The following is a 22,850-nucleotide window of genomic DNA, read 5'->3' as shown; positions in this document are numbered from 1 at the left end:
CGATCCGCACCTGCACGCGGGCCTGATATTCAATCCGTAGACAAGAGCTCTCATTATGAATTTCCAGATAGCCATGCTGCTGGGCCAGGACGGCATGACCAACGGCGCGATCTATGCGCTGTTGGCCCTGTCGATCCTTCTGGTGTTCACCGTGACCCGGATCCTGTTGATCCCCCTGGGTGAATTCGTGACCTACGGCGCCTTGACCATGGCCACGTTGCAGAACGGCCACCCGACGGCCCTGGTCTGGCTGCTACTCGGCCTGACACTGATCGATTGCGCGCTCGACCTGTGGGGGGCGGCACGTGCGAGCCTTCGGCTTGCCGTACGCATTCTCTTCAAGCTCGGCTACGCGGGGCTGCTGGCGGTGCTGATCAACACCTTGCCATTGGCCGAGTTGCCGATGGCGCTCCAGGCGCTGCTGACGCTGGCGCTGGTGGTACCATTGGGGCCGCAAATCTACCGCCTGGTGTTCCAACCGATCGCCTCGGCCAGTTCGCTGGTCCTGCTGATTGTGTCGATCGCCGTGCACGTCAGCATGACCGGTATGGCGCTATTGCTGTACGGCCCCGAAGGCGCCCGCACCAGGCCCTTCTCCGAAGCCGGGCTGGAACTCGGTCCGGTGACCTTCAATAGCCAGACCCTCTGGGTCCTGACCGTGTCCCTGGGGCTGATCGTCGGTTTGTACCTGTTCTTCGAGCGCACGCTTTATGGCAAGGCCTTGCGTGCCACCGCGATCAACCGCATGGGTGCCCGGCTGATGGGGATTTCCCCGACGCTCGCGGGCAAGTCGACCTTCCTGCTCGCCGCGCTGATCGGCACGCTTTCGGGGATCCTGATCGCGCCGATCACCACACTGTACTTCGACTCCGGTTTCGTCATCAGCCTCAAAGGTTTCGTCGGGGCGATCATTGGCGGGCTGGTCAGCTATCCGGTCGCCGCACTCGGCGCCCTGGCGGTGGGCCTGATCGAAGCCTTCTCCATGTTCTGGGCCAGCACCTATAAAGAAATCATCGTGTTCACGCTGATTATTCCGTTCCTGCTTTGGCGTTCATTCACCCGTCGTCATGTGGAGGAAGAAGAATGAATTCGCGCTACCTGTTACTTGCCTTGTTGCTGGCGGTGGGCATTGCGCCGCTGCTGTTGCCCCCCTACTACGTCACCCTGCTCAACTACATCGGCATGTACGCCATGGTGGTGCTGGGGCTGGTGCTGCTCACAGGCGTCGGCGGCATGACCAGTTTCGGCCAGGCCGCGTTCGTCGGGCTCGGTGCCTACACCTCGGCCTACCTGACCACCGCCGAACAATTGCCAGCCTGGCTGGCCTGGGCCGGAACGTCACCCTGGCTGACGCTGCTGGTGGGCGTGGTGCTCACCGCTTCGGTCGCGCTGATTCTCGGCGCGCTGACGCTCAAGCTGTCCGGGCATTACCTGCCGCTAGGGACGATTGCCTGGGGGCTTTCGCTATACTACCTGTTCGGCACCCTGGAATCTCTGGGCGGCCATACCGGCGTCGGTGGCCTGCCGTCGATCTCGTTGTTCGGCCTGAAGCTGGACAAGGGCGAGAACATTTTCTACCTGATCTGGGCCCTGCTGTTGCTGGCGATCGTCATCACCCAGAACCTTCTCGACTCTCGCGAAGGCCGCGCCATCCGCGCCCTCAAGGGTGGCCAGGCAATGGCCGAATCGATGGGCGTCGACACCTTCCGTTCGAAGATGGTGATCTTCATCATTTCCGCGGTGTTCGCGGCGATTTCCGGCTGGCTCTATGCCCACACCCAACGCTTCGTCAATCCGACGCCATTCGGTTTGAACATGGGCATCGACTACCTGTTCATGGCCTTGATCGGCGGTGTCGGCAGCGTCTGGGGCGCCCTGCTCGGCGCGGGCATCCTGACCCTGCTCAAGCAGTGGTTGCAGGACTGGTTGCCGGCTCTGCTGGGGCATACCGGCAACTACGAAATCATCGTGTTCGGCATTCTGATCGTGGTCCTCATGCAGCGTGCGCCCGCCGGTCTCTGGCCATTGCTGGCGCGCCTGATACCGGCCCGCGCCAAGGTACGCCGCCAGGTCCACAGCACCGACGCCCCGGCTGTGCCGCTGGCACATCGGCGACGGCCTGAACATGGCGAACGAGTCCTTGAAGCGCGGCATGTGACCAAACGCTTCGGCGGGCTGGTGGCCAACAACGACATGAGCCTGGAAATCCGCTCCGGCGAAATCCTCGCGCTGATCGGCCCCAACGGCGCCGGCAAAAGCACCCTGTTCAACCAACTATCCGGTGTCGACACACCGAGCAGCGGCGATGTGCTGTTCATGGGCCAGAAGATCAATGGCCTGAATGCCCGGCAAGTGGCACGCATGGGCATGAGCCGCACCTTCCAGCACGTGAAACTGCTGGGCAACATGAGCGTGCTGGAGAACGTCGCCATTGGCGCGCATTTGCGTGGCAAGCAAGGCGTGCTGTCGGCGGCCCTGCACCTGGATCGTCGCGAGGAAGCCCGGTTGCTCGGCGAAGCCAGGCATCAACTGGAGCGCGTGGGCCTCGGCGACTACCTGTATGAAGAGGCCGGGAGCCTGGCCCTGGGCCAACAACGGATTCTGGAAGTTGCCCGCGCCTTGTGCGCCGCCCCGTACCTGCTGCTGCTCGACGAACCCGCGGCCGGCCTGCGTCTGAAAGAAAAGGAAGCCCTGGGCGTCCTGCTCAGCCGCCTGCGCAGCGAAGGCATGGCGATCCTGCTGGTCGAGCACGACATGGACTTCGTCATGGGCCTGGTCGACCGCGTGGTGGTCATGGAGTTCGGCCAGCGGATCGCCCAGGGATTGCCTGAAGACGTACAGAAGGATCCCGCGGTACTGGAAGCCTATCTGGGAGGAGCCGAATGATGAACATGCAAGTGGAACCGCACCTCACACCGCGCAACCAGGTCGACGACGCCGTGCTGGAGATCAAGGACCTGAGCGTGGCCTATGGCAAAGTCGAAGCGCTGAGCGACGCCAGCCTGACGGTGGGCAAGGGCCAGATCGTGACGGTGATTGGCCCCAATGGCGCCGGCAAGACCACCCTGCTTTCGGCAATCATGGGCGTGCTTGGCTCCCGGGGGCAGGTTCATTTCGATGGCAGCCTGGAAGCCTTGCCGGAAGTGGAAGTGATGGTCTCACGGGGCCTGGGACTGGTGCCGGAAAAACGCGAGCTGTTCACCAGCATGAGCGTGGCCGACAACTTGCTGCTCGGCGCCTTCCAGCGCCATCGCCGGGGCGACCGGCGCTACAGCGAGACGCTGGCCGAAATCTATGAGCTGTTCCCGCGTCTCTGGGAGCGCCGTGAACAACTGGCAGCGACATTGTCTGGCGGTGAACGACAAATGCTCGCCGTGGGTCGGGCACTGATGGCCAAGCCCAAGCTCCTGATGCTCGACGAACCGAGCCTGGGCCTGGCGCCGCTGATTACCCGGGAGATTTTCCGGATCATTACCGCCCTGCGCGAGCAAGGGGTATCGATTCTGCTGGTGGAGCAGAACGCGCGCGCCGCCCTGCGGGTGGCCGATTACGCCTATGTGCTGGAAACCGGCCAGATCGCCATACAGGGCCCGGCGCAGCAACTGGCCGACGATCCGCGCGTGATCGAAGCCTATCTGGGCCTGGCCAGCAAGCACCAGGAAATGCTCGCCAACTGACGGCTGCCCTGCCCCGGCGACCGAAGGGCGCCGGGCGCGTCGAGCACGGTCTTATCCGGCCTTTGAACATCTGGAGTCGCGATGAACGCTATCCCCCTACGCATCGGCATCGCCGGTGCCGGTGCTATCGGCTGCACCCTGGCAGCACGTCTGGCTGCTAGCGGCCACATGGTCAAGGTACTGGCCAGAGGAGAAACCCTGAGCGCCATCCGCCGTGACGGCATCCACCTGAACGACCTGGACGGCCACCACCATGTACGGGTCGACGCCAGCGACGACGCCGCCAGCCTCGGCGAGCAAGACCTGATTTTTCTCTGCGCCAAGGCACAAGCCCTGGCCACCCTGCTGCCGCAGTTGCAACCGATGATGACTGCCGAGACGGTGGTGATCCCGGTGGTCAACGGCGTGCCGTGGTGGTACTTCCACGGCGAGGGTGGACGCTACGCGGGGCAACAGGTGAACGCGGTCGATCCGCAGTCGATTCTCAGCCGGACCTTGGATCTGCGTCACGTGATCGGCTGCGTAGTGTTCATCACCGCACACTGCCCGGCCAGCGCCGTGGCCGAATCGCGCACCCCGCACCTGATGATTTTCGGCGAACCCGACAACCGTCTCAGCCCGCGCCTGGAGCGTGTGCGCGCACTGATTGAAAGTGTCGGAATAGAAGCGCGAGCCACCGACCGCATCCGCGACAACCTGTGGACCAAGATCATCGCCAACCTCACCTCCAACCCGCTCTCGGTGATTACCGGCGCCACCCTCGAGCAGCTTTACAGCCTGCCGGAGCTCCGCGACCTGGTCAGCAGTTGTCTGCACGAAGCCCTGCTGACGGCCGCCGCTTATGGCGCGCGCGTGAGCATCGATCCAAGGACCTTTCTCGAACTCGGCGCCGGCATGGGCGCCGTGCGCACCTCAATGCTGCAGGACTATGAGAAAGGCCGCCCTCTGGAGCTGGCCGCCATCGGCGATGCGGTGCTGGAGCTGGCCGATGGCATGGCGATCCCGATGCCCATCACTCGCCACCTCATTGCCCTGGCACGCTTTCGCGGCGAACAGGCCCGTCACTGACTCACTACAACCAGGACATCGACATGGACCAGACCCCATCGGCAACACCCCAGACGTGCAGCGACGAAGAATGGGCACTGCGCGTGCAACTTGCGCATTGCTACCACCTGGTGGATTTCTTTGGCTGGACCGAGACCATCTTCAACCATATTTCCGCACGCCTGCCCGGCCCGGCGCACCACTATCTGGTCAACCCGTTCGGCCTGAATTACACCGAAGTGACGCCGGCCAACCTGCTCAAGGTCGACCTGCACGGCAAGAAGCTCGAAGACTCGCCCTATGACGGCAACCCTGCCGGCTTCGCCCTGCACAGCGCAGTGCACGGTGCGCGCGCAGATATTCAGTGCCTGATCCACACGCACACCACGCCGATTTCGGCGATTGTCATGAAAAAGGCCGGTTTTGCTCATAACGACTTTTATGGGGCGCAACTCTACGGTCGGATCGGCTACCACACCTTCGAAGGCATCACGCTGTTTGATGACGAAAAAACCCGAATGATCGACAGCCTCGGCGACAAGCACATTCTGGTGCTGCGCAACCACGGCATTGCCGTCGGCGAAAGCAGTATCGCCAAGGCGTTCTTCCTGTTGTGGACGGTGCAGCGCGCCGCCGAAATCCAGTGCCAGGCCGGCGCCTTGGGCGGTGAAGACAATCCGCTGCCGGAGGCGATCAGCCGCAAGTGCGCCGAACTCACGGCCATGCTCATTCGGGACAGCGGTTTCGCGGTGAAATTCTTCGACGCCATGGTTCGCAAAATGTGCGCCGAACTCGGCCCGCGCTGGTAATCGCGAGAGCGCTCAGTGGCTGGTTCAAGGGTCCGTCAGGCGGCCAGCCGCCTGACGGAATCGATCGAGCCAATCAGCGGGCTCGCCCTGCGATTCGCAGCAGCGCCGAACAGCCCCAGGCGCGGCTCTGCATGCTCAACCGTACCCCGGCCTTCGCACTCCTACCCACCCTGTTTTAGCCGATCAAGGGTGGCCGATACTTTCGTCAAAACCTCACACACGAGCGTCCGACCTGAAGGCCTTGCCCAAGGCACGCTGTGACCTGTCTGCTGGTTTTTTGCTGCGTGCGGCGCGACAATGGCGCCCGCTATCAACCCAGCTCACCAGAAAGACTACGCCAACCTTTATGACCACCCCGAAAAAGCGCCTGAGCCGATACAACCCCGCCAGTGAAGACTTCAAGAAGGAAGATTTTCCCTTCTACTGGCTGGCTCGCCTGCATGGCCGCTACTCCATGGCCATGGAGAAAGCGCTGAAAAAAATCGATATGGATATCCCGCGCTGGCGGATTCTGTTCATCCTCAAGGAAAATGGCGAATCAAGCATTTCGGAAATCTCCATCCATGCCATCGCAAAGCTCTCGACCATCACCAAAATTGTCTATCGCATGAAAGCCGATGGCCTGGTGGAGACCAACACCAGCGCCAGCGATGGGCGCGTGACTCAGGTCTCCCTCACCGATATCGGCCGCCATACCATCGAAGAAGTCCAGCACTGCACCAGCGATATCTTCCGCACCAGTTTCAAAGGCCTGACCGAGGCCCAGATCACCAAACTGAACGGAACCCTGGAAAAAATATTCAATAACCTGCCGGAAGACTGAACCGCAGCGAGCAAAACGCCAGGCCCGTAGCTTGAGTACCCGCTTATGGCCAATCCGCTGCATCGGCCGATTGAATCCACGGCCGAAACCAGCCCTTCTACCTCCCCAACACCGGCCGTTTATATGAGCGCCCTTGCGCTTCAAGGTGCGCCCTTGAATGACTGACACCTTCCAGGGCAACTGCCTGTGCGGCGCCATTGAATACCAGCGCTCGTCCCGCCCCAAAGCGCTTTCCCACTGGCCATTGCAGCCAGCGCCGTAAAAGCCATGGGTGGCATTCGCCCCTTAGGGCAGGTGCTGCGAAGCGATCTGCATATCGTTCAAAGTGCCAACCATCACGCTGGAAGGCGACGTCAACGGCCCCCGGCAAGAGCACGCACATCTACGGACAACTCAAGCCCGCCGCGCCAACAGCAACACCGAAGCCGCCGCCGACAACAACGCCGCGCAGCAGCGGTTGAAGATCTTCTTGCCGCGCGGCTCGGCGAACCAGCGGCGCATGTGCAGACCCATGCAGGCGTAGGCGCTGATGGCTATCCATTCCAGCAGCAGGAACAAGGCGCCGAGCACCAGGAACTGGCCGGGGACCGGGGCCGCGGGGTCGACGAATTGCGGCAGGAAGGCGGTGAAGATCAGGATCGCCTTGGGGTTGCCGATGGCCACCAGGAACTCCTGCCGGGGCAGCGCGGCCAGCCCCAGGGGCGCGGTCTTTTTTTCGGTTTCGGCCCGGGCGCCATGTTCAGGGCGAAGCAGGCCGGGAGAAACAGCAACAGGGTGGCGAGGTTCATCGAGGGCTTCTCTGCAAGGAGTCGAACGGGTCGGGCTTGCAACATATAAGAGCATCGGGGCGCAATACAACCCGCCCCCGCGACCCGGCCCGTGCTAAAACCGCCACCGCCCGCCGCGCTGTTCTACGCTGCACACATCCAGCCCCGGCTTGACTCGTCCCCCCGCGCAAGGAGCACCCCCATGGCCGATTTCTACAACACCCAGACGCTCGACGGTTTCACCATGAAGCTGTGGCGCGGCGAACGCATGTGCCTGATCGGTTTCGATGTCGACACCCCTCCCCCCGACCTGGTGGGGTTCGCCATCGAATGCCGGTTTCCCGGCAGCACCGACTTCAAGCCCCTGCCCAACCGCATCGCCTTCGCCTACGACGAGCCAACCCACAGCGCGGTCGATGGCCAGCGCAAGTTTTCCTCGCTGGAAGCGCCCTTCCAGAAGTTTCGCTGGGTTCACGTCCCCCATGAGGTCGACCAAGGCACCTTCACCTACCGGGGCCAGATGATGCACATGGCCAACGACGGCCAGCTGGTTCCCGGCACGGCCATCGAACTGTCGATCGACCTCGACCCCATCAGCTACGAAGGCATCCTCGACATTGGTTTCACCCGGGGCTTTACCTCCTCGCAGGCCTTCCGCGACCGGGTGCCCGCGGGCGTCAAGGTCGATGTGTATGGCAAGAGCCTGATTCCATCGAAAACCAAGGACGGGCTCGACCACCCGAAGACCGAGACGGCCATGTACCAGTGGCTCGGCTTCGAGGCGGTGTCGATGATTTTCGCGGTGCTGGATGAAGTCCTACGGCAGCCGGACACCACCCTCGATGTCTTCGCCTACGACTTCAACGAACCGGACATCCTCGCCAGACTGGAGGCGCTGGGTAGTCGCCTGCGCATCATTATCGACGACGCCGGCGATCACGCCGCCCCCGACAGCTGCGAGACCCGGGCCGCCAGCCGCCTGCTGGCCTCGGCCGGCGCGGACCGGGTTCGACGCAGCCATTTCCATGGCCTGCAGCATCACAAGGTGCTGATCGCCCGGCGCAACGGCAAGCCTTACCAGGTGCTGTGCGGCTCCACCAACTTCAGCTTCCGCGGCTGTTATGTGCAGAACAACAATGCGCTGTTGTTCAAGCACCTCGAGGTAGCGGACCTGTTCGGTCGGGTCTTCGACGCCAGCTTCAGCGATCCGAAAAACTTCGAGGCCAGCGACCTGGCGCAGAAATGGCACGTGATCGAAACCGGCACCGCAACGACCGCCGGCCCGCGCCTGCATTTCTGTTTCTCGCCACACAACGGCAGCGACCTGTCGCTCAGCCCGATCGGCGGCGCGATCGACCAGGCCAGCCGCTCGGTGCTGTTCAACATCGCCTTCCTCAACCAGATCACCAGCGGCCCCCTGTACGAGTCGATCAGCCGCCTCTACAAGCGTCCGGTGTTCAACTATGGCGTGACCGACAAGGCCTCGGGCATGGATGTGATCAAGCCCGATGGCACCTCGGCCGAGGTGGATTTCGCCTATCTCGCCAAGTACGCACCGGAACCTTTTCGCAGCGAGTGGTCCGGCGGCACCGGTATTTCGGTACACAACAAGTTCGTCGTCACCGACTTCAACCTGCCGAGCGCCAAGGTCTTCACCGGTTCCTCGAACCTGTCCATTTCGGGGGAAGAAAAAAACGGCGATCACCTGATCCTGATCGAGGACCAGAAAATCGCCGTGGTCTATGCCATCCAGGCCCTGCTGATATTCGATCACCTGCACTTTCGCAGCGTGATGCAAAAAGCCTTCACCAGCGCCGATGAGACCCAGGGGAAGCAGCCACCGCCACTGTTGCTGAAAAAACCCACGGCGATCTCGGGCCAGCCCGCCTGGTTCGAGGCGTACTACGTCGCAGGTTCGCAGAAACAAGGCGACCGGCAGTTGTTCTCTCACTAAGGGCACGAACTGTCGAAAGCCGCCAGGAAGGCCTCATGCCCTGCTGGCGCCTGTGCGGGTCAAACCGAGAAGATCATGCAGCCGATCGCACCGGCCTCGTGGTAGATGGCGTGGCCGCTGTTCTCCACCGTGAACCCGCGCAACGAGCGTTTGGCCACGTCGCTATAGGCCAGGGAAACCACCCAGCGGGCCTCGACCGGCTCGGTGTATTTGGCGATTTTCTCGATGTCCTTGCGGGTTTCCGCCAACAGTTTGTTGCCAGCATTGGTGGCGCTCTCGACTTTCACCTCGATGGCATAGCTCTCGACACCCTGGCTGGCCAGTACATCCAGGTGCAGGGCCTGGTTCGGCGGTGGGTAAGGCACTTCGCGGGCGACTCCCAGGTGGGCTGCGCGCAGCAGCATCAGAAACTCGACCTGGAACCAGACTTCCCAGGCCGCACCGGTACTGATGGCGGCCTCGATGCGCGAGTGGTCACTGAGGATGATGTGGCTGAGTTCGGTGTTTTTCATCGGGCGTTCCCTCTAATGGTTGGTAGAGAGAGGAACGAGCCGACGGCGCCGTTGTGAATAATGAGCGTGAGGCCGGCATGCCTGCGCATGCCGGCCTAGTGGTTTTATTTCCTGATGGAAACGATAGTGGCCGCGCCGCCGTCCAGGCGGAATGCGAAGGTCACCCGGTCGCCAATCGCCAGTCCCGCCAACTGCTCTGCGGTCGCGGCGAAGGTCATGGTCATCGACGGCCATTGCACGGCGGGGACGGCGCCGTGGGCGATGGTCACCCGCTGCTTCGAGGCATCGATGGCCTTGATCGTGCCCTCGGCACTGGCCTGTTGAACCTGTCGGGCTTCCTGCTTCATCTGCATGCCGTTCATGCCGTCCATTTTCATGCCATCCATTTTCATACCGGGCATGTCCTGCGCGTGGGCGGCAAGGGACAGCGCGGCCAGGGTGCCAGCGATAACGATCTGGATCGGTTTCATAGGTTTTTTCCTTGTGTGATGGAGACAGCGCGAAGGTGCCGGCGGCGCATCAGGCGATAGGCCGCCGGTATGACGAACAGGGACAACAGGGGCGCGGTGAGCATGCCGCCGACCATGGGCGCGGCGATGCGGCTCATCACTTCGCTGCCGGTGCCGCTGCCCAGCAGGATCGGCAGCAGGCCGGCGATGATCACCGCCACGGTCATGGCCTTGGGGCGCACGCGCTGCACCGCGCCTTCGCGAATCGCCGCGAGCAATCCAGCCTCGGTACGCTCGGCGGATTCCTCGCGCTCGGCCCAGGCGTTCTTCAGGTACAGCAGCATGATCACGCCGAACTCCGCCGACACCCCGGCCAGGGCGATAAAACCGACGCCGGTGGCCACCGACAGGTTGAAGCCCAGCCAATAGAGGAACCACGCCCCGCCCGTCAGGGCGAACGGCAACGTGGCCATGATCAGCAAGGCTTCGTCGAAGCGGGTGAAGGTCAGGTACAGCAGCACGAAGATGATCAGCAGGGTGGCCGGGACCAGCAGCTTGAGCCGGGCGTTGGCCCGCTCGAGAAACTCGAACTGCCCGGAGTAGCTCAGGCTCATGCCCGGCTGCAGCTGGACCTGCTCGCTCACCGCCCGACGCAGGTCGGCGACCACGGAGGCAATATCCCGCCCCCTCACATCGACATACACCCAGCCCGAAGGCCGGGCGTTTTCGCTCTTGAGCATCGGTGGACCCTCGCTGACCTTGACCTTGGCCACGGTGCCGAGGGTGATCTGGCTGCCCAGCGGGGTGTAGATCGGCAACTGCTCCAGAGCCCCCAGCGAGTCGCGCCAGTCACGGGGGTAACGCAGGCTGATCGGGAAGCGGGCCAACCCTTCGATGGTCTCGCCGATGTTTTCACCGCCAATGGCACCACTGACGATCGACTGCACGTCGGCGATGTTCAGGCCGTAGCGCGCGGCCGTCTGGCGGTCGATGTCCACGTCGATATAACGGCCCCCTATCAGGCGTTCGGCCAGCGCCGAACTGACCCCGGGCACGTTCCTGGCCACCCGCTCGACGGCCTGGGTCACGGCATCGATCTGCCGCAGATCGCTGCCGGCCACCTTGACCCCGATCGGGCTCTTGATGCCAGTGGCGAGCATGTCCACACGGTTGCGGATCGGCGGAATCCAGATATTGGTCAACCCCGGGACCCGCACCACCCGGTCCAGCTCCGCCACCAGTTTCTCCGGGGTCATGCCCGGGCGCCACTGGTCATGGGGCTTGAACTGGATAGTGGTCTCGAACATCTCCAGGGGCGCCGGGTCGGTGGCGGTTTCCGCGCGGCCGGCCTTGCCGAACACATGCTCGACCTCAGGTACGCTCTTGATCAGCCGGTCGGTCTGTTGCAGCAGCTGCGCCGCCTTTTGCGCCGACAGCCCCGGCAGCGCCGACGGCATGTACAGCAGGTCGCCTTCGTCCAGCGGCGGCAGGAACTCTCCCCCTAGACGCGAGATCGGCCATAGCGCACTGAGAAACACCAGCAAGGCCACCAGCAAGGTCGCCCGGGGCCTGCGCAATACCGCCTCCAGGGCCGGTTCATAGATACCGATCAACCAGCGGTTCAGCGGGTTCTGCTGCTCGTTGGGAATCCGCCCGCGAATCCAGTAACCCATCAACACCGGGACCAGGGTCACCGACAGCCCCGCCGCCGCGGCCATGGCGTAGGTCTTGGTAAACGCCAGCGGGCCGAACAGCCGCCCTTCCTGGGCCTCCAGGGTGAACACCGGGATGAACGACAGGGTGATGATCAACAGGCAGAAGAACAGCGCCGGCCCGACCTCGATCGCCGCCTCGGTGATCACCTGCCAGCGCGGCTCGCCTTGCAGGGTTTGCCCGGGATGGGCCTGGTGCCAGGCCTCGAGCTTCTTGTGGGCGTTCTCGATCATCACCACCGCCGCATCGACCATGGCCCCGATCGCGATGGCGATCCCGCCCAGGGACATGATGTTGGCGTTGAGCCCCTGGTGCCGCATCACCACAAAGGCGATCAACACCCCGATCGGCAAGGAGATGATCGCCACCAGGGAGGAACGCAGGTGCCAGAGGAAGATCCCGCACACCAGCGCCACGACGATGAACTCCTCCAGCAACTTGTGGCCGAGGTTGCTCACCGCGCGGTCGATCAGTTGGCTGCGGTCGTAGGTGGTGACGATTTCCACCCCCGCCGGCAGGCTGCGTTTCAGCTCGTCAAGCCGGGTCTTGACCGCCGCGATGGTTTCCCGGGCGTTCTTGCCGCTGCGCAGAATCACCACGCCGCCCACCGCTTCGCCCTCGCCGTCGAGTTCGCCGATGCCGCTGCGCATTTCCGGGCCGAGCTGAATCGTCGCGACCTCCCCCAGGGTCACCGGCACCCCGCCCGCCGTCAGCTTGAGTGGAATGGCGCGGAAATCATCGAGGGTCTTCAGGTAACCGGATGCCCGCACCATGAACTCCGTCTCCGCCATCTCCAGCACCGCGCCACCGGTTTCCTGGTTGGCCTTGCCGATCGCCGCGCCGACCTCGGCCTGGGTGATACCGAAGCTGGCCAGTTTCAGCGGATCGAGCAGTACCTGGTACTGCTTGACCATACCGCCCACCGTGGCGACTTCCGCCACGTTCGGCAGGGTCTTGAGCTCGAACTTGAGGAACCAGTCCTGCAGGGCCCGCAGTTGCGCCAGGTCATGCCCGCCGCTGCGGTCCACCAGGGCGTACTGGAAAATCCAGCCAACCCCGGTGGCATCCGGCCCCAGCGCCGGCCTGGCACTGGCCGGCAAGCGACTCTGGACCTGGCTCAGGTACTCCAGCACCCGCGAACGGGCCCAGTACAGGTCGGTGCCGTCTTCGAACAACACATAGACAAAGCTGTCGCCGAAGAACGAATAACCGCGCACGGTCTTGGCCCCCGGCACCGAGAGCATGGTGGTGGCCAATGGGTAGGTCACCTGGTTCTCGACGATCTGCGGTGCCTGCCCGGCATAGGGCGTGCGGATGATCACCTGCACATCCGACAGGTCCGGCAGCGCATCGACCGGCGTGCTCTGCACCGACCAGACACCCCAGGCGCTGACGAACAGCGTCGCCAGCAACACCAGAAAACGGTTGGCCACCGACCAACGAATCACGGCCGCGATCATGGCTGGTTCCCCGCTTTTTCCAGGCGTTGGACCCGCAGCTCATTGCCGCTCTGGCTCAGCGCCACCCGCACCTTGTCGCCCACCTTGAGGCCCTGCGTCAGGCCAGGATTGGCCAGAGGAAAGGTCATGGTCATGGCCGGCATGCCCAGGCTCTTGAAGGGACCATGGGCCAGCGTGACTTCCTGACGGTCGATGGCCAGGATCTGCCCTTCGGCTTCATGCAAGACGGCTGCGGGGGCCGCCAAGGAAGCGGCGACTATGCCCTTGAGGCTGGCTTCCGAATCCAGCAGGAACTGCCCGGACGCCACCACCTGCTGCCCTTCCTCCAGGCCTTTCAAAATCGCCGTCTGGCCAGCATTGTCCGGCCCTGGCTGCACCTCCACCGGGCGGTAGCGCCCCCCGTCTTCGGCGAGCATCACCAGGGCCCGGCGGCCGGTGCGAATCACCGCCTCGCTGGGCACAGACAACAGGGCTTGTTGGGTCGCACGCTTGAGGCTGACCTGGGCGCTCATGCCCGGCCGCAGTCGACCTTGCGGGTTAGGCAACTCGACCCGCACCCGCAGCGTGCGGCTGTCGGCATTGGCCTCTGGAAGGATCGCGTCGACCTTGCCGGCGAACACCTCCCCCGGAAAAGCCGGCAAACGAGCCTCGGCCACCTGCCCGGTGACGAGCGAGCCAGCCTGCGACTCCGGAACCGCGACGGCCAGCCAGACGCTATTCAAACCGTTGACCCGGGCCAGGGTCTCGCCGGCGGCCAGGGTCATGCCCTGGCGGACATTCAGCTCTTGCAGCACACCGCCGATGGGGCTGCTCAGGGTCAGGGTCGGCTGGGCCTTGCCACTGCGCTCGACCTGGGCAATCACGGCTGTTGGCATCCCGCTAAGGCGCAGTCGCTGGCGAGCGGCCGCCAGCAGAGCGGCATCGCCACTGGCCTTGAGGACGAGGAACTCTTCCTGGGCCGCTGCCCATTCCGGCACCAGGATCTCCGCCAGGGCCGCATTGGCCTTGAGCAGATCCCCCGGGGCCCGCGCATACACCCGCTCGACAAAACCCGCGGTGCGCGGCTGAACAACCGCCACCTCGCGCTCGTTGAACGCCAGCACCCCGACGGCATCGACGCTGCTGGCCAACACCCCGCGCGTGACGCTGGCCAGGCGCAGGCCGAGGTTCTGGGTCAGGCTCGGATCGATGCGCACCGCCGCGCCATCCCCCTGGGCTCCCTGGCCCTCGGCGTACCGCGGCACCAGTTGCATGTCCATAAAGGGCGACTTGCCCGGCTTGTCGAACTTCTGCTGCGGGTACATCGGGTCGTACCAGTACAGCGCCTTGGGCTCGGCCGATGCCTCCTGCCCGACCGCCACCACCGGCATTTCACCCCTGCGCGGCTGGGCCAGCCAGTAACCACCCGCCCCTCCCAGGGCCAGCGAGACGCCGACCAGCGAAGCGACTTTCCATATCGATGCATTCATTGCGCGGTCTCCCCATAGGCGAAATACAGCCGAGCGTTGGTCAGGGCACGCTGTTCCTCGACGTCGATCTGCTTGAGGCGGGCTTCGATCAGTTCGCGGCGGGCGGCGACCACCGCCGCCAGGTCGCCCTTGCCGGCGCGGTAGCTGGCAAGGCTCAGGTCGACCTTTTCCCGGGCCAACGGCACCAGGCTTTGCTGGTTGCGGCGCACCGCACGATCCAGGCGCTGGTAGTCGGCCAACTGCGCTTCCAACTGCTGGGCGTGCTCCCGGGACAGGGCTTCGCGCTCGGCCTCCAACTGGCTCAGCTCGGCCTGCCGGGCGGCGATTCTGGGGTTCTGGCGCGAGCCGGGAAACAACGGCAAGTCCCAGGAAAACTGCACGCTGACCATGTCGCCGAACTCACGGCCGCGGCGCTGATAGTCCAGCTCCCAGCTCCAGTCCGACTGCTTGTCGGCCTCGGCCTCATGAACCCTGGCTTGCGCCTCGCGGGTCATGGGCGCGAACGCCGCCAGTTCAGGATGGTGTTGCAGCTTGTGCGCGTAGCCTGCGCTGTCCACCGGCCACTCGGGCAAACGTCCCTCGGGCCGGTCGTTGGCGGCGCCGCCGATCCAGCGTTTGAGCGCGGCCCGAGCCTGGGTCCGCTGGCTGCTCAGTTCGTCCTCGCGCTCCGCCAATTGCGCGGCTTCCTGCCGGGGCGTCACCGCGTCCGCCGGTAGCCCGCGGCCACCAGCAATCTGTGCGCGCACGGTGTCGCCCAGCAGGCGATTTTCCTTGTACAAGTCCTGGAGCAACACTTCCTTGCGCTCCACCGAATAGCTGTTGATCCAGGCCAGGGCCGTGGCCTGGCGCACGTTCAGCAACTCCACCCGACGCTCGGCGGCGGCCCGTTCGACCGCTCCGGCGGCGACCTCGACGCGGGCCTTGCGCTTGGCGCTGTTGGGCATTTCCTGGCGGATGCCGACCATCTGCATGGTCATGCCGTCCTGGTCGAGACGCCAGCGATCCGGGCCGCCAATGGGGTAGTTCTGTACCCCCAGCAATAACTTGGGGTCGGGCAGTTCGCCGGCGGGGATGGCCGCGCTGCTGGCGGCCTGGATTTTCGCGTCTTGGCCAGTCAGCGACGGCGCGTTGTTCTCGGCCAGCCGCAACGCCTCGTCGAGGGTCAAGGCGCCAGCGAGGCTCGGCCACACCAGCGCGCCCGCCGCCAGGCCGGCCACGAGGGACCAGCCGGTGCAATAGCACTTGGGGTTCATGTTGACGATTCCTGTGATGATCCACCGCGCGCCCGAAAGACAGGCACGCAGCCATGTCATCCCGTTAATACGGAATGAGGTTCAGGGGGATACAGGAATCAGGCCCGGGGCGGTCGCCATACCCCGGAAAGGTTTTGCACGGGCAGAAAATCGCTGGAGAAGGACAGGACAACGGGGTGGCTCAGGGTTACGGCAGGCTTGACGATCGAGACTTGCAGCATCCCGCCGGTCTTGCATTCCTGGCCCGGCTTGCAGGGTTTGCCGTGCTCGACCGGGCTTTTCAGGTCGTTGCAGCAGTCCATGCCCATGTCGTCCATCATCGCCATGCCCTGGGTCTTCATCGGGCAGGGTTCGGTCGGCGCCTGGACGCCCGCCATCCCGCTGAGGGGAAGCGCCAGGCTGATCAGGAAGACAAGACAAAATCGCAGGTAGCGTTTCATGGGCTGGAGTCTAGGGGTGGAAAGCCGCTCTTACAATTGCGCCGATCGCAGAAACCGGCCGCCGAAAAAGCCCGGCTGCGCGCCATATCAGCGGAGCTGGATTAAGCCAGGATTAGCCCGCGAAAAAAACGCTACAAGGACCGCTCGAACACCCCCGCCTCTTCCAGCATGTGCACCAGCGCTTGCGGCCAGACGGTGGCCTCGGTGGCTCGCAGATCATCGGCGGACCACCAATGATGGTCGGCCATCACCTGGGCCTCGGCCGAGGTCCAGCCGGCACGAGAGAGCGGCTGATCTGGCGCGTGCACCACAAAATATTGCTCGACGGAGGTCACCCATTCGCCGCTGGGCAGTTGCATGGGGAACCGGCGACCGGCCACCGGCTCTCCCACCGCGCTGACCTGAATACCGGTTTCCTCGTGCAGTTCACGAATCGCCGCGACCTGGAAGGTTTCGTCCCCTTCAAGCCCGCCACCGGGCGTGGCCCAATAGTCATCCCCCGCCAGCGCTCCTTCCTTGTGCAGGAAGCGGAACAGCAGGACCTTTCGCGAAGGGTTGATGACCAGCAATCTTGCCGATTTTCGTTCACGCATCGGTATCTCCCTGAAGTGTTGTTCTGATGTGTTTGTCGACGCGTCTCACAACGGCAGCGAGCGGTCCTGAATCACCCGTTTCATCACCAGGGTCGAGGTCAGGCGCTGGACGTTGGGCAGCTTGGACAGGCGGTCATCGTAAAGCTGCTGGAAGGCCGGCAGGTCGCGGGTGATGACGTGCAGCAGGTAATCCGGCTCGCCAAACAGCCGTTGCGCCTCGACGACCTGCGGGATCGGCAGCAGCGCCGCTTCGAAGGCGGCCACCGCCTGGTGATCGCCCTCACGCAGCGTGGCAAAGACCATCGCCGAAAACGTCAGGCCCAGGGCGCTGGGCGACAACTGGGCGCGATAGCCCTGGATCACCCCCGACTCCTCCAGCGCCCGCACGCGACGATGGCACGGCGACAGGCTCAGGCCGACCCGTTCCGCCAGTTCGGTCACCGACAAACGCCCGTCCGCCTGCAGCTCGGCAAGAATCTTCTGATCAATTCTGTCCATATGGAAGGATCTACCCAAAAACCTTATTAGGACTGGAATAATAGAGAAAATATTCTCACCGCACTCCATTAATCTTTCGGCAAACCTGATCTTTGCGAGAAAGAAGCATGCCCTCCCCGATTAACACCACCGTCGACAGCCCAGAAACAGCATTCGCCCAGCAGCACAAGGCAAGACGGCCATGAGCCTGAGTATTTTCGCGGCGTTCTGGGCGGTGTCGTTTCTATTTGTGATCACCCCCGGGGCGGATTGGGCCTACGCGATATCGGCCGGCCTGTTCGGGCGAGTGGTGATACCCGCGGTGGCGGGCCTGTTGATCGGGCATCTGCTGGCGACGCTGATAGTGGCCGCCGGGGTCGGCGGGCTGATCGCCAGCAATCCCCTGGCCCTCTCGCTGCTGACCCTTGGCGGGGCTGGCTATCTGCTCTGGCTGGGGATCAATATGCTGCGCAACCCGTCCGTGCCCCGCGCCGGGGAGGCCCAGCCTTCCGCGTCCTGGGCTCGCTGGACCCTCAAGGGGGCCTGCGTCAGTGGCCTCAACCCCAAGGTGTTCCTGCTGTTCCTGGCCTTGCTGCCACAATTCACCGACCCGCTGGCCGCCTGGCCGGTGCCGCTGCAAATCGTCGCGCTGGGGCTGCTGCATGCCTTCAGCTGTGCGGTGATCTACCTGCTGGTGGGCTTTGCTTCCCGCGCCGTGTTGCAGACGCGCCCGGTGGCCGCGCAAGCGGTCAGCCGGCTCTCGGGGGCGCTGATGATCATCATCGCGGTGCTGCTGTTCATCGAGCAGATCCTGCGCTGAACCGGTATGTTCCACGGGTATCCAAAAGGCTCGAAACCGCACTCCCCCGAATACGCAAAAGGACCAGGAACCGCAATGAAAAGCTTCCGACAGCGCGCCACCGAAGGGCTTCAGGCAGGCGACCGCTTCACCCTCTCCCGCTGTTTTTCAGAGGCGGATATCCAGGGCTTCGCCACGCTGTCCCGCGACTACAACCCGGTGCATTTCGATGCCGAGTTCGCCGCGGCCCGGCGCTTCAGGGCACCGGTTTCCCATGGCCTGCTGACCGCCAGCCTGCTCACCGAAATCGGCGGACAGATCGGCTGGCTGGCCTCGGCCATGAGCTTCCAGTTCAAGCAGCCGGTGTATGCCGGCGACACCATCACTTGCCACTGGGTCATCCAGGCGCTGGACGAACAAGGCCGGGCTACGGCGGCCATCAGCATGACCAACGAAGACGGCATCATCGTCCTGGAAGGCCAGACCAGCGGCCTGGTGCCAGGGCCGAAGGAGCGGGCAATCCTGATGCGCATGCTGGCCGAGGGCGACCCGAGCAATGGCGCGGCGGGTGCGGGGGAATAATGGGCATTGGGCGAACCGCGCGTCTGGCTCGCCCGTATCGATGTTCGGCCCGGGCTCACTCTTGCCGGATAATATCGACCGAGATCTCCCGCGCCGGAATCGGCCCTTTGTTCTCAAGCCAGTGCGTGGTGTCCCGGTCCTCGGGCCACCCCACTCCCGGGCCATAGTCGGTGTCGCCGCTATCGCGATGGTCAGTGATGGTGCCTTCCAGTATGTAGACGACGCCTGGCCGGTCTTTATGGTTGTGGATCGGCCCGAATACGCCTCCAGGCTCGATGGTCACCAGGCGCATTCTGAGTTGGCGCCCGGCCATGCCCTCGATTTCGGGACCCAGGTCAATGGTTGCCAGTACCTGCACTGCAACCCCTTTGGTTTCCGGTGCCACCTGTTCATTGCTCATGCTGCTCTCCTCCCTGTACCTACAGGGCCTCACTAGCAGTAGACACCCCGAAAAGGCGAGCGCTGCCGACAGGCGACAAAGGGTCGGGAGCAGGCGCTCAATGGGGACCAGGATGGATCGACATCCTGCTCTCGGCTTCAGGCCCCACACTGGCAACACACATTCCATTCCCGGCGCGGTCGGCCCCGCTATTCGCCTTTAACTGGCGATGCAAAACCTGCACAATCGCCGGCTTTTTTCGCGACAGGAAGCGCCCATGCAACGGATTGTAATTCTGGGTAATGCCGGGAGTGGCAAATCCACCCTCGCCCGTGCCCTCGGCAAGCACCGGAACCTGCCTGTGGTCCACCTGGACACGCTGTTCTGGGAGCCCGGCTGGGTCGAACCCGACGCCGAGCAGTTCCGCGAACGGGTCCGCGCGGCGCTCGCACCGGCTGCCTGGGTGTGTGAAGGCAACTATGCCCGGCGGACCTTCGACCTTCGCCTGCCCCGTGCCGACCTGATCATCTGGCTCGATACGCCACGGCTCACCTGTTTCACCCGGGTGATCATACGCAGCATCATGAACCGTCCCCGGCCTGACCTTGCCGCAGGCTGCGCGGAAAAGCTCGATCGGGCATTCCTGACCTTCCTGCGCTTCGTATGGACTTTCGATCGAGGCTACCGCCCGGGTATCGAGGCGGTACGCCTGGCCATAGGTCCGCAGATTCCCACGCTGCACTTGCGCGGCCGCCGGCAGATTACCGCGTTTCTCGATAGCCTGCCGGCGACGCCTGAAGCCTGCCTTGAATGAATCCAGGGTCGCCATCCCGGCACAACGTCCGCTTTGGGCTGAGGACTCAACCGATCCGACAGATTGCACCGGCGCTGAAACTGCTCCAGCGGTTTTTTGTTGAACTGCGGCAGCTCCCGCACCACGAGTCTACAAACTGTCTTCTTTGTCGATGGATGACTGAAGAAACTCGGCTATCAGCGCTGCAACCTGCTGTTGAATCACCTCACGCGGGCGAGCGCTGTCGCCATCCCGGCAAATGATGCCATCGCCTGGTACGTCTTCTTCGAGCATGAGCTCCGCGCCAGGTTTGCATACCGACAAGAAGCTGAAATGGCTTGCGTCGCTGATTTCGACGTAGCGGCTTGACGCCGGAGGCAGGCGTTTGGCCAGGTTGGCAGACTCCAACTCAGCGGGAAGGTCGTGCGATGGTGCGCCGGCAGCGATCACCAGCGCTGGTACCGGCAGCGCGGCCAGGCTTTCATCGGTCAGCCCACGTGAAAAACCCAAGTCCAATGCAACCACGGCAGTGACGCGTTTATCGCGCAAATCGGCGGCCAACGCGGCCTTTGATTCCGAGGTGCTTGCGGGTTTTATCTTTCCATAGTTGGTGCAACTTGATAACTGCGGGTGGGCTTTGCACTCCTGGGCGAAGCGGTCTGGATCGAAACGAGCACCGGCGATCTCCAGGGCGGTCCAGCCGCCGAGTGAATGGCCCACTACTGCGATTCGGCCATTGGCGACCGAGCCGAATTCTTCAGGTTGAGTCGTGACCCTGTCAATGACTCGGCGCAAATCGACGGGCCGCTGCCATAACTGCGCCGAGGCTTGAGGGCTAAGGTCATGAGTGGTGGTGCCAGGGTGATTGAGTGCGGCGACGATGTAACCCCTGTGAGCCAGGGCACTGGCAAGCCAGATCTGGTTGTTCCAGTTACCTCTGTACCCGTGGGAGAGCACCAACAATGGATGCTTGCCAGCAGCGGGCGGCGCGTCACGAACGGCAGGAGCCCCGACGAACACCACATCATCGCCAATCATCTGCGTGGCTGCGGTAGTTGCGCTGGGGTACCAGACGACCATCTCCAGCGCGCGCCCATTGTGCGAGTCCGCCAGTATGGAAGTTTGGAAGCCGACAGGGTTCTCGTCAGCGAGTGCGGTAGTAGCCAGCCAGGTCAACAACAGGGCGCCGAAAGCTATTTTCAATGTCGTTTCTTCCTTGAATGAGACAAGTGCGCAGCAACCTGAATCCGCCGTCAGGCGCATCCACCTTCGTACGGAGTCGAAGCAATGTGGCTGCATTTAAGCACGAGCATTAAAGCCCACACTCGAACCGCCGTGCATAGTTTTCATCGTTAACGCTGTTCGCGGTCTTTGGTGAGAAGGTTGAACGTCCGCTTTTGGTTGTGGGTTCAACCGTTCGACATCCCCAGCACCGACTGCTTAAATGGGCGCCCTTAAATGACTGACACCTTCCAGGGTAGCTGCCTGCGTAATTGCATGGACTTGACCACTCAATTGCATTGCACTTGACCACCCGTTTGCATTCAACTTGACCAGTCATTTGCATTCGCAATGACCATCCAATTGCATTACCGCTGACCAGCCATTTGCGTTCGCACTGACCACCTAATTGCATTTGACTTGACCATGTAACTCGAGTCGCAGCAAGGCTGCCCTGACTTTGGGGCAGGAATATATTCAGCCGCCCAGAGGGGAAAATTGTACGCAAAGGACCGCTTGTATGCGTTTTGAGGATGCTCCAGCGTAAGCGTTCCTGCCCGCTACCGGCGACAGCATCGTGCGCTACCTAGTGGACTACGCTAACACCCTGAGTTTGAACACCCTCAAGCAGCGCTTGGCCGCCTTGGCCCAGTGGCATATCACCCAGGGCTTTCCCGATCCGACCAAGACGCCCACCGTGCGACAGGTACTCAAAGACATCCGTACCTTGCATCCAGCGCAAGTCAAGCAGGCGACCCCATTGCAGCTGCAACACTTGGAGCAGACAGTCCAGTGGTTGACTCAGGAAGCCGAACGGGCTCGGCAGTCTGGCAATTTGATAAGCCTGCTGCGCAGTCGGCGTGACACGGCATTACTTTTGATTGGCTTCTGGCGGGGTTTTCGCAGCGACGAGCTGTGTCGACTGCAGGTTGAGCATATTCAGGCCAGAGCAGGTGCTGGCATGAGCCTATTCCTACCGCAGAGCAAGGGTGATCGGGAAAACCTGGGCACAACTCATTACATGCCGGCCCTGAAGCGCCTCTGCCCGGTACAGGCCTATCTCGACTGGATCTGTGTCGCGGGCATCACCCACAGCGCAGTGTTCCGTCATCTGGATCGTTGGGGGTAACAACCTACATCCCGGCAGTCTGATCAGCTTGTTGCGGCAGATCCTGCAGCACGCTAGCATTTTCGCCGAGCTGTATACCAGCCACTCACTGCGCCGTGGCTTTGTCACCTAGGTAACGGCCAATGGTTGGGGTTTCAAGACGCTGATGAGTTATGTGGGCTGGAAGGACATCAAATCGGCATGCACTACATCGACCCCGCCATCTCCTTTGGTGGCCTGGCGGCCAAGCCTGTGAACGAACTGAATACCGTAGCCTTGACGAATTGCCAGCTCCTCACTAGCCGAAAACTCTAGGCCTCATGAGATGAATGATCTCGTATCTTTACACACTTGCCCCCATAGCGGACACGTAGCTTCACATTTCTAGTCGTTATTGAACACAAGTATGTGGAAATGTTGGCCAGATTGAGAATCTGAACAGTATGAAGTGCGGAGCACGCCCAAATCACGCCTCTATTTATAACGAGTAAAGGTACCAATATTGAGGAGGCATCGAAATTAGAC

The 22,850-nt window shown here is 62.9% G+C and carries 21 protein-coding genes and 1 pseudogene; 11 read left to right on the top strand and 11 right to left on the bottom strand.

All coding sequences use genetic code 11. The features are described from left to right. Positions 1-55: 55 nt before the first annotated feature. The 6 genes from J4E58_RS18955 to J4E58_RS18930 all read left to right on the top strand — a co-directional run bounded on the left by J4E58_RS18955 (position 56) and on the right by J4E58_RS18930 (position 6,356). Entirely contained in the window at positions 56-1,087 is a 1,032-nt protein-coding gene (locus tag J4E58_RS18955; RefSeq protein ID WP_087087746.1) for a branched-chain amino acid ABC transporter permease, read from the top strand. Continuing rightward, positions 1,084-2,886 carry an ABC transporter permease subunit gene (locus tag J4E58_RS18950; RefSeq protein WP_007931983.1) on the top strand — a complete coding sequence of 601 codons (1,803 nt, stop codon included), beginning with the start codon at positions 1,084-1,086 and terminating at the stop codon, positions 2,884-2,886. The genes J4E58_RS18955 and J4E58_RS18950 overlap by 4 nt, the downstream gene beginning before the upstream one ends. Continuing rightward, a complete protein-coding gene (locus tag J4E58_RS18945; protein WP_172963059.1) occupies positions 2,883-3,677 on the top strand; it encodes an ABC transporter ATP-binding protein in 795 nt (264 codons plus the stop codon). The genes J4E58_RS18950 and J4E58_RS18945 overlap by 4 nt, the downstream gene beginning before the upstream one ends. Positions 3,678-3,758: 81 nt before the next feature. After that, the gene (locus tag J4E58_RS18940; protein ID WP_007931987.1) at positions 3,759-4,745 is read left to right on the top strand and encodes a ketopantoate reductase family protein; all 987 of its coding nucleotides are present in this window, start codon (positions 3,759-3,761) and stop codon (positions 4,743-4,745) included. Positions 4,746-4,768: 23 nt separating this feature from the next. Then, positions 4,769-5,533 (top strand): class II aldolase/adducin family protein, encoded by a 765-nt coding sequence (locus tag J4E58_RS18935; protein ID WP_053260822.1) that lies wholly within the window; start codon positions 4,769-4,771, stop codon positions 5,531-5,533. 346 nt (positions 5,534-5,879) lie between these two features. Continuing rightward, a complete protein-coding gene (locus tag J4E58_RS18930; protein ID WP_007931992.1) occupies positions 5,880-6,356 on the top strand; it encodes a MarR family winged helix-turn-helix transcriptional regulator in 477 nt (158 codons plus the stop codon). 393 nt (positions 6,357-6,749) lie between these two features. On the opposite strand, the pseudogene J4E58_RS18920 reads toward J4E58_RS18930, so the two are convergent. Further along, positions 6,750-7,070 (bottom strand): annotated as a pseudogene (locus J4E58_RS18920) (LysE family translocator); the annotation flags it as partial. 255 nt (positions 7,071-7,325) lie between these two features. Between J4E58_RS18920 and J4E58_RS18915 the strand changes: the two are divergent. Next, the gene (locus J4E58_RS18915; RefSeq protein WP_087087748.1) at positions 7,326-9,077 is read left to right on the top strand and encodes a phospholipase D-like domain-containing protein; all 1,752 of its coding nucleotides are present in this window, start codon (positions 7,326-7,328) and stop codon (positions 9,075-9,077) included. Between the two features lie 59 nt (positions 9,078-9,136). Here the strand turns inward: J4E58_RS18915 and J4E58_RS18910 are convergent, their stop codons facing one another. The 8 genes from J4E58_RS18910 to J4E58_RS18875 all read right to left on the bottom strand — a co-directional run bounded on the left by J4E58_RS18910 (position 9,137) and on the right by J4E58_RS18875 (position 17,464). Then, positions 9,137-9,589, bottom strand: a complete 453-nt coding sequence (locus tag J4E58_RS18910) for a hypothetical protein (RefSeq protein WP_087087749.1) — start codon at positions 9,587-9,589, stop codon at positions 9,137-9,139. A gap of 104 nt (positions 9,590-9,693) precedes the next feature. Further along, positions 9,694-10,059, bottom strand: coding sequence for a copper-binding protein (locus J4E58_RS18905; protein ID WP_087087751.1), 366 nt, complete (start codon positions 10,057-10,059; stop codon positions 9,694-9,696). Continuing rightward, positions 10,056-13,211 (bottom strand): efflux RND transporter permease subunit, encoded by a 3,156-nt coding sequence (locus tag J4E58_RS18900; RefSeq protein WP_087087753.1) that lies wholly within the window; start codon positions 13,209-13,211, stop codon positions 10,056-10,058. The genes J4E58_RS18905 and J4E58_RS18900 overlap by 4 nt, the downstream gene beginning before the upstream one ends. Then, positions 13,208-14,680: an efflux RND transporter periplasmic adaptor subunit gene (locus tag J4E58_RS18895; RefSeq protein ID WP_087087755.1), complete on the bottom strand. Its 1,473-nt coding sequence runs from the start codon at positions 14,678-14,680 to the stop codon at positions 13,208-13,210. Before J4E58_RS18895 ends, J4E58_RS18900 begins: the two co-directional genes overlap by 4 nt. After that, complete coding sequence (locus J4E58_RS18890; protein WP_087087758.1) at positions 14,677-15,933, bottom strand: TolC family protein; 1,257 nt, start codon at positions 15,931-15,933, stop codon at positions 14,677-14,679. Before J4E58_RS18890 ends, J4E58_RS18895 begins: the two co-directional genes overlap by 4 nt. A gap of 98 nt (positions 15,934-16,031) precedes the next feature. After that, positions 16,032-16,373 (bottom strand): hypothetical protein, encoded by a 342-nt coding sequence (locus J4E58_RS18885; protein WP_087087761.1) that lies wholly within the window; start codon positions 16,371-16,373, stop codon positions 16,032-16,034. Positions 16,374-16,504: 131 nt separating this feature from the next. Beyond that, positions 16,505-16,966, bottom strand: a complete 462-nt coding sequence (locus tag J4E58_RS18880; protein WP_087087763.1) for an NUDIX hydrolase — start codon at positions 16,964-16,966, stop codon at positions 16,505-16,507. A 45-nt stretch (positions 16,967-17,011) separates the two neighbouring features. Beyond that, positions 17,012-17,464, bottom strand: a complete 453-nt coding sequence (locus J4E58_RS18875) for an Lrp/AsnC family transcriptional regulator (protein WP_053260817.1) — start codon at positions 17,462-17,464, stop codon at positions 17,012-17,014. A gap of 181 nt (positions 17,465-17,645) precedes the next feature. Here J4E58_RS18875 and J4E58_RS18870 point away from each other — a divergent pair, with 181 nt between their 5' ends. Together J4E58_RS18870 and J4E58_RS18865 are read left to right on the top strand one after the other, a co-directional pair. Continuing rightward, positions 17,646-18,263, top strand: a complete 618-nt coding sequence (locus J4E58_RS18870; RefSeq protein WP_087087765.1) for a LysE family translocator — start codon at positions 17,646-17,648, stop codon at positions 18,261-18,263. Positions 18,264-18,338: 75 nt separating this feature from the next. Next, on the top strand, positions 18,339-18,824 hold the full coding sequence (locus tag J4E58_RS18865; RefSeq protein WP_087087767.1) for a MaoC family dehydratase: 486 nt from the start codon (positions 18,339-18,341) through the stop codon (positions 18,822-18,824). 55 nt (positions 18,825-18,879) lie between these two features. Here J4E58_RS18865 and J4E58_RS18860 read toward each other — a convergent pair whose 3' ends face one another. Next, positions 18,880-19,224 carry a cupin domain-containing protein gene (locus J4E58_RS18860; protein ID WP_087087769.1) on the bottom strand — a complete coding sequence of 115 codons (345 nt, stop codon included), beginning with the start codon at positions 19,222-19,224 and terminating at the stop codon, positions 18,880-18,882. A gap of 256 nt (positions 19,225-19,480) precedes the next feature. Between J4E58_RS18860 and J4E58_RS18855 the strand changes: the two genes are divergently transcribed. Next, positions 19,481-20,017 carry an AAA family ATPase gene (locus J4E58_RS18855; RefSeq protein WP_087087771.1) on the top strand — a complete coding sequence of 179 codons (537 nt, stop codon included), beginning with the start codon at positions 19,481-19,483 and terminating at the stop codon, positions 20,015-20,017. Positions 20,018-20,146: 129 nt separating this feature from the next. Here J4E58_RS18855 and J4E58_RS18850 read toward each other — a convergent pair whose 3' ends face one another. Beyond that, positions 20,147-21,199 (bottom strand): alpha/beta fold hydrolase, encoded by a 1,053-nt coding sequence (locus J4E58_RS18850; RefSeq protein WP_087087773.1) that lies wholly within the window; start codon positions 21,197-21,199, stop codon positions 20,147-20,149. Between the two features lie 631 nt (positions 21,200-21,830). Here J4E58_RS18850 and J4E58_RS18845 point away from each other — a divergent pair. Beyond that, the gene (locus tag J4E58_RS18845; protein WP_146023027.1) at positions 21,831-22,346 is read left to right on the top strand and encodes a hypothetical protein; all 516 of its coding nucleotides are present in this window, start codon (positions 21,831-21,833) and stop codon (positions 22,344-22,346) included. The last annotated feature ends 504 nt before the right edge of the window (positions 22,347-22,850 follow it).

Origin of the sequence: Pseudomonas sp. FW305-25, from assembly GCF_017351415.1 — a bacterium.
GTDB lineage: Bacteria > Pseudomonadota > Gammaproteobacteria > Pseudomonadales > Pseudomonadaceae > Aquipseudomonas > Aquipseudomonas chlororaphis.
Note: the sequence above shows the minus strand (reverse complement) of the source record. Positions and strands in the feature narration are given on the sequence as shown.